Origin of the sequence: Rhodococcus sp. CX (assembly GCF_015865005.1) — a bacterium.
Classification (GTDB): Bacteria; Actinomycetota; Actinomycetes; order Mycobacteriales; family Mycobacteriaceae; genus Rhodococcus.
This window is the reverse complement of record NZ_JADZGH010000276.1, coordinates 1-6,992: the sequence shown is the minus strand read 5'-3', so window position 1 is coordinate 6,992 and position 6,992 is coordinate 1. Positions and strand designations below refer to the sequence as shown.

General features: G+C 68.3%; 4 protein-coding genes and 1 pseudogene. 2 read left to right on the top strand and 3 right to left on the bottom strand.

Annotation, left to right across the window (positions count from 1 at the left end):
• From I0Q12_RS34510 to I0Q12_RS31190, 3 genes are all read right to left on the bottom strand, one after another.
• On the bottom strand, positions 1-1,349 hold a 1,349-nt coding region (locus I0Q12_RS34510; RefSeq protein ID WP_307846677.1), incomplete at its 3' end, for an FtsW/RodA/SpoVE family cell cycle protein.
• Positions 1,336-2,586, bottom strand: a complete 1,251-nt coding sequence (locus tag I0Q12_RS31195) for a hypothetical protein (RefSeq protein WP_197257882.1) — start codon at positions 2,584-2,586, stop codon at positions 1,336-1,338. The genes I0Q12_RS31195 and I0Q12_RS34510, both read right to left, overlap by 14 nt.
• A gap of 303 nt (positions 2,587-2,889) precedes the next feature.
• Positions 2,890-3,630 carry a hypothetical protein gene (locus tag I0Q12_RS31190; RefSeq protein ID WP_197257880.1) on the bottom strand — a complete coding sequence of 247 codons (741 nt, stop codon included), beginning with the start codon at positions 3,628-3,630 and terminating at the stop codon, positions 2,890-2,892.
• Between the two features lie 110 nt (positions 3,631-3,740).
• On the opposite strand from I0Q12_RS31190, the gene I0Q12_RS31185 reads away from it, so the two are divergent.
• The gene (locus I0Q12_RS31185) at positions 3,741-5,288 is read left to right on the top strand and encodes an HD domain-containing phosphohydrolase (protein ID WP_197257878.1); all 1,548 of its coding nucleotides are present in this window, start codon (positions 3,741-3,743) and stop codon (positions 5,286-5,288) included.
• Between the two features lie 145 nt (positions 5,289-5,433).
• Positions 5,434-6,952 (top strand): annotated as a pseudogene (locus I0Q12_RS31180) (aldehyde dehydrogenase family protein).
• Positions 6,953-6,992: the final 40 nt, after the last annotated feature.

Here is a 6,992-nt window from a genome sequence, read left to right as displayed (position 1 = left end):
CGCACCGCCGGGTCACCCTCGGCGAACATTCGCGCCACCACCGCGACGGTGTACTCGGCGACGTTGACCGCGACCGGCACGCCGGTGCGGTCGAGGATCTGGCCGCGTTCGGCGGGCAGGCGGATGCAGCGCAGCATCTGCGTGTCGCTCGTCGCGCGCAGTTCTGCGCCCTGAGTGGTCTGCAGCTGCCAGGCGAACACCGACATCGCGACGAGCGATGCCGTCAGCGTCCCCGCACCCACAGACACGCCTCGCGGGAGCCGTCGCTTCCGCGGCTCGGTGGCCCACAGCGGCCGTGTCACGCCGTCGCGGCGCACCGCGAGCACCAATCCGATGGACACGAATCCGACGATCGAGGCCGTGCCCCCGTAGCTGAACACTGGAATCGGCATGCCGGTGTGCGGCAGCAGCGACAGACTCTGAGCGACCGAGACGGCAGTGTGGATCCCGAACAGTCCACCGACGCCCGCCGCGACGAGCGCTCCTTCCCGGGTCCGTGCTGTTCGGGCGGCGAGCACCGAGCGCCACACGATGACCACGACGGCCAGCACGACGGCGATGCCGGCGACGAGGCCCCACCCGTAGACCAGGCTCGCGAAGGCCAGGTCGTGCTCGGATTCCGGCAGGTACTCGGCCCGCAGGTCGTAGTCCGGCTGACGCCCGAGACCCCACCATCCCGCGCTGCCGATCGCGATGTCCGCCTGCCACGCCGCCCAGCCCGACCCCTGCGGGTCGGCGTCGCGCGACAGGAACACGTGGATCCGTTCGAGCTGGTACGGGCGGAGGAACAGAACGGCCATGGGCAGCGAGAGCAGCCCGATCGCGAACAGCGGGGCCAGCTGCAGCATCGGCACCCTGGCCAGGATCAGCATGAGCAACACGGTGACCACGAGCACCACGGCGGTCGACAGGTCGGGCTGCAGCGCGACCAGCGCGATCGGCACGGACGCAACCAGCAGGACCACGACGAGCCTGCCGACCGTGTTCCCACGGGCCAGGATCGTGGCGGGAACCAGGACCAGGGCGAGCTTGGCCATTTCGGACGGCTGCAGAGTGAACAGGCCGAGGTCCAGCCAGCGCTGGGCACCCTTTGTCGCGATCCCCATCAGCGGCACCGCCACGAGCAGGACGACCGTGACGGTGAACAACACCCACCCGAACCGGCTCAGGGCGGCAATCCGCATGCGCGACGTCACCCACATCGCGCCGAGACCCACGGCGGCGAGAATCGCGTGCCGCACAGCGAGCGACGACATGCCCGTCGAGACCATGTTGAGCATGCCGAGAAGTACCAGTGCGACGGCCGCCGTGACGAGCCAGGGATCCGACTTTCGCCTATCCGCCTGCACGTGGGCTCCCGTCCGAACACGTAGCGTTCTCAGCGGGCACGTATACCGGTTCCGACGCGGCCGCGGCCGGGCCGGTGGTGACCGCGGCGACCGCAAGGGCGGAACCCGGCGGCAGGGCGACGTTGCCGATTCCGTATGCCGTCGGCGCACCCGGCGGAACCGGAACGGTGACCTCACTACCCGGCTGGACCACACCCGTGCATCGGTCGTACACGGTCAGATTCCAAATCACCGCACCGAGATTCGCGGCGGGATCGACACCGACATCGACCCGCATGGTGCACGGGCGTCCCGGCTCGCAGGCGCCGTTGGCGAAGTTCGCGGCGACCTTCGTGATCGGTCCGGCTGCGCTCGGAAGAGCGGTGTCGACGGGACCCGGTGCGGTTCCCGGCCCGGCCGCCGGCGGCGGGGCTTCGGGTGCCGGTGGCGGCGGCGAGACCGGACTGATCTCGTCCGGCATCGACGAATCCACCGGGTCGAGAAGCGTGTGCCAACCGCGATTCAGCTCCGACCACGCCTTGGGAGCCGCCCACACCATCCCGATGAGCAGCAGCAGTGCGATCAGCACGAATACCGCTCGACGCCGCGACGGTCGTCTCTTCTTGCGATGCCACACCTTGCCCGTGGGTGGACGCCAGGTGTTCGACGCGAGAGAGGACGCCTGGATCGGCCGGATCGGCACGTCCGGCTGTTTCACCACCGGCGGCTCCGGAAGATCGCGTCCCATCACCGTCGAGACGAGCGCGGCGATCTGACGCCTCGTCCGCTCCTCCTCGCCCGGGTCGAATTCGGTTGCGGCAGCAGAACGGACACGCCGCACCAGGTCGTCCTCATCCGGGGATTCGGCGATCGCCTCGTTCAGGTGGTCGGCGAGTTCGGCACTGCGGCTGTTCGCCGCGATCCGTCGAAGCAGGTCTGCCACCGCATCGCGTATCTCGTCCCAGGATCGCGGAGTCCCGGCGCATTCGAGCGTGAGCTGTCCGCTGTCGGACACCTTCACGGCACCGCGTCGGAGGCTGGTCGGGTGGCGCTCCGGGCCATGCGCGAGTTCGAGCTGATCGACCAGATCCGTGATGAGCAATGCCGCCTGCGCAGGCGTCAAGGTCGCAACCGCCAGCAGTCTTCCGAGGGTGACATCGCCTCCACCGGAGTCGGCGTCGATTCGTGCGGCCGGCCCGGAGCGGGCCTCGACCGACTCGTCGTTCCTCGCGTGGTGGCCCAAGACTGCTTCGATCATCGCGCATCCCGAAAACGCAAGGCCGCCCGCTCCCATCTGGTTGAAACCTGCGGGCGGGCGGTGGACCTTATTTGTGCCTTTCTCGCTTGCCGTACTCTTGCCGAAATCCATTGTGTGTCATTTGACGTGGAGTTGCGCAGCTTTGGACCGAAACGTTGCGGCCTATCCGAGGAACAGTAGATTTCGCGTCGGCCGGCCCATTCCCACCGAGGTCGAGACCGTTACCGCAGGGAACGTTAATCCGCACTAGCCGAACGCCTCCGGCTACGCCTCGTCGTCGATCCGTGACCTACTCGATGGTATTCATCGGCCGCTCGGTGACTCCTCCGCTCGAGGACGAGCCGCGAAATGACGCCGGGCATCGAACGGCTCGAACCACGTCTGCACCGTCGCGAACAACGCGCGCTGCGGCAGCCGGAAGTCGCCGAACGCCGCCTGCTCCGGCAGCGGTCCGTCGGGACCGAGATCGAATCCGTCGACCACTGCGCGCACGGTGTGCGCGGTCCACAGCTGTCGCGGGTTGGCCCGGAACCACTGACCGTTCGGCATGTGTCCGGCGAGCCGGACCCGGCCGACGCCGAGCACCGGGCCTGCGAGGCGCCCCATCACCGCCAGCGTCGCGGGACTGTGCCAGAGCGCGTCCGGCATGATCCTGCCCGCGACGTTCATGACGGTGGTCGCCGGGGACGTGTCCATCCGGAGATCCCACTCGAGTTCTCCCCCGGCCGTGACGTGCAGTCTGTTTGGACCGGTCCACTCGGCACGGACGTCGGTCTGCTCGGTGCGGCTCAGCGCGTGGCCGAGGAACCGGGGGCAGCTCAGTTCCGGCGGGACGTCGCTGTAGACGGTCCAGGCACCGGCCGGGTCGCGGTGCCATACGGACGTGTAGCCGTCGCCGATGGAACTGGCAGGGAATCTGCGCAGCGCGAGGTAGTGGCCGCCGGCGAACGGGGCGCCGACCACCGCGTAGCCGGCGAATCGTTCTCCCGAGACTCGGGGCAGTTCACAGGACCGCTCGGCGGCCGACTGCGGGTTGATGGTCATGACGTCCTCCCAGGATTGCGGGTACGTCGATCGTGCGCCGCGCGCACCGCAGGGTCATGGGGCCGATGCCTCATCTTCCGTAACTTTCTCTCCCCGGGGACACTGGGACGATGGCGCCCACCGGTGAGGGTCCGCGGCGAGCCGAACTGGTCGCCGCGCTGTCCCTCGCGATCGACCTCGGTCTCGGTCAGCCGATGGAGCACATGCTCCGGTCGGCGCTGATCGCCACCCGCATCGCGGACCGCATGGGACTGAGCACCGAGCAGCGGGCCGTCGTGTACTACGCGAACCTGGTCGCGTGGATCGGATGCCACGCGGACTCCCACGAGCTGGCGCGCATGTTCGGCGACGACATCGCCTTCCGCGCCGACACCTACTCGGTGGACATGACGGGGCTGCCGTTCCTGCGCCTGCTGCTCAGTCACGCCGGGCGCGGTCTCCCCCAGGCCGAGCGCAGCCTCCGGGTCGCCGCGTTCCTGTTCACGGCGCGGCGGCAGATGTCCGAGCTCATCCGGTCGCACTGCGGGTCCGCGAGCGTCCTCTCCGACCGCATCGGGCTGGACCCACAGGTCGGGGCGATGCTGACCTTCACCTTCGAGCGGTGGGACGGCGCCGGGCTGCCGGCCGGTGCGCGGGGCGACGCGATACCCGTCGAGATGCACATCGTCCATCTGGCCGACGTCGCCGAAGTGCACCTGCGCGCCGGCGGACCGACGCAGGCAGTCGCCGTGGCGCGGGAGCGCAGCGGGACCCAGTTCTGCCCACGGGTGGTACGAACGTTCGATGAAGCCGCGGCCGAGATCACCGCGGGCGTGCTCGAACAGGATGCATGGTCGGCGGCGCTGGCCCAAGCGCCGGATCGGCACTACACATTGAGCGGTCCCGAGTTGGACGAATTGCTGCGGGCGATGGCCGATTTCGTCGATCTCAAATGCCCTTTCCTGCTGGGTCATTCGAGGAAGGTTGCAGATCTGGCGGCAGCCGCGGGCCGGCAGCGCGGGCTGTCCGGCGCGGACGTCGAAGCCCTCTACCGCGCCGGGCTGGTGCACGGCCTGGGGAGGATGGGTGTGCCCAACCAGATCTGGGAGAAGCCCGGACCGCTCACCACCGCGGAGTGGGAACGGGTCCGGTTGTACCCGTATCTCACGGGCCGGATCCTCAGTCGCGTGAGCGGATTGGAATCGGTCGTGGCGCTCGCGCAGACGCACCGGGAACGGCTCGACGGTTCCGGCTATCCCAACGGGCTCCGCGGCGCAGATCTGAATGTCCCCGCGCGGATACTCGCGGCCGCCGAGACCTATCAGCGACTACGCGAACCCCGGCCGCACCGGCAGGCACTCACTGCCGAGGACGCGGCCGCGCGGATGCGTCGCGACGCGGAAGCCGGACGGTTCGACACGGAAGCGGTCGAGGCCGTGCTGGCCGCGGCCGGGCATCGGACGAAACGGCGAGCACCCTGGCCGGCCGGGTTGACCGGGCGCGAGGTGGAGGTGCTGCGACTCGTCGCCCTTGGTCACTCGAACCGGCAGATCGCCGCTGAACTGCATATCACCCACAAGACGACGCGCAACCACGTCGAGCATCTCTACGCCAAACTGGGTGTCCACAACCGCACCCAGGCCGGGCTTGCGGCCATCGACCTGGGGTTGTCCCGATAGCTGCGCCCATGCTTGATGGTTGCGCGCTTCCCTGGACTGCCCGCGAGCTGCGGCGATAGGCTTCTTCTCGGCGCCGCATCGAGAATCCGCTCCCATTGACCACGCCGCCTCGTCCGACGTGATCTCGACGAAGGATGCGCTCGCCATGACCCACGATGTCTCCACGCCGTCGTCTTCCGACACCGCGACCGCCGATTCCGACCGCACGTTCACCAGCCTCGACCCGCGCGACGGGTCCGTTCTCGGCCGATACCCCATCATGGACGCCGCAGACGTCGCCGTCACCGTCGACCGCACGCTCCGCTGCACAGTGGTGGGGCGAGCTCGGATTCCGCGGCCCACGAGAGTTGCTGCTGGACTTCAAGAATGCCATTGCCACAGGGGCTGATTCGCTGGCGTCGCAGATCTCCGCCGAAACCGGGAAGCCGCACGACGCCGGGTACTTCGAGGTCATGCTCACCGTCGAATTCCTCGACTGGGCCGCGCGCAACGCGCAGAAGGTGCTCCGTCCGCGACGGGTCTCCACGGCGATGCCGTCGATGAATCAGAAGGCGATCGTCGAGTATCTGCCTCTCGGGGTCGTGGGCGTCATCGGGCCGTGGAACTTCCCCGCCTTCACACCCATGGGCTCGATCTCGTTTGCCCTCGCCGCGGGAAATGCGGTGGTGTTCAAACCCTCCGAGCTCACACCGGGGGTCGGTACCTGGCTCGAAAAGACGTGGAACTCCGTCATTCCCGACCATCCGGTGCTCCAGGTCGTCACGGGCTTCGGCGAGACCGGCACATCCCTTGCACGATCCGGTGTCGACAAGATCGCATTCACCGGTTCCGGTGCCACGGCGCGCAAGGTGATGGCGGTATGCGCCGAGACGCTCACCCCGATGATCGCCGAGTGCGGCGGCAAGGACGCGGTGATCGTCGCCGAGGACGCCGACCTCGACAAAGCCGCCACAGCCGCGGCGTTCGGGACCGTCCTGAACGCGGGGCAGGCGTGCGTAGGTATCGAACGCGTCTACGTGGCGGAGCCCGTCTACCAGCAGTTCGTCGACAAGCTCACGGCCGCCCTCTCCCGGGCGCGGCCGGGACCGGACGACACCGCAACGTACGGACCGATGACATTGCCGCGCCAGGTCGACATCGTGCGACGGCACATCCTCGACGCCCTCGATCACGGTGCGACCGCGGTGATGGGCGGACTCGATTCCGTCCGAGATCGCTACTTCGAACCCGTCGTCCTGAAGGACGTGCCCGACACGTCCGCAGCTGTTCAAGAGGAAACCTTCGGCCCGACGGTGGTCGTCGAGCCGGTCCAGGACCTCGACGACGCCGTCGAACGAGCCAACAGCACCCACTACGGGCTGGGTGCGTCGGTGTTCAGCCGCAACAAGAAGAAGGGACTGCAGGCCGCACGACGAATTCGCAGCGGCGCGGTGTCCGTGAACAGCGTAGGCGGCTTCGGGACTGTCCCCGCCCTACCGTTCGGCGGTATCGGTGAGTCCGGGTTCGGCAGGATCCACGGCGCAGACGGACTGCGTGAGTTCAGCCGGCCGCACTCGGTGACGGTGGAGAGGTTCCGGCCGCCGCTGAACCTGCTCACGGTCGACGCTTCCGAACGCGACATGAAGATTGCGAAGCGGATGTTCCGGATGCGGCACCCGACTTAGGACATTTTTAGTACCCCGCGAAGCCGAGATCCGCAAGAAT

What these genes read in the sequence shown, in the direction of transcription:
- I0Q12_RS31195 (WP_197257882.1), bottom strand. Translation starts at nt 2,586, where the DNA reads ATGATCGAAGCAGTCTTGGGCCACCACGCGAGGAACGACGAGTCGGTC.
- I0Q12_RS31190 (WP_197257880.1), bottom strand. Translation starts at nt 3,630, where the DNA reads ATGACCATCAACCCGCAGTCGGCCGCCGAGCGGTCCTGTGAACTGCCC.
- I0Q12_RS31185 (WP_197257878.1), top strand. Translation starts at nt 3,741, where the DNA reads ATGGCGCCCACCGGTGAGGGTCCGCGGCGAGCCGAACTGGTCGCCGCG.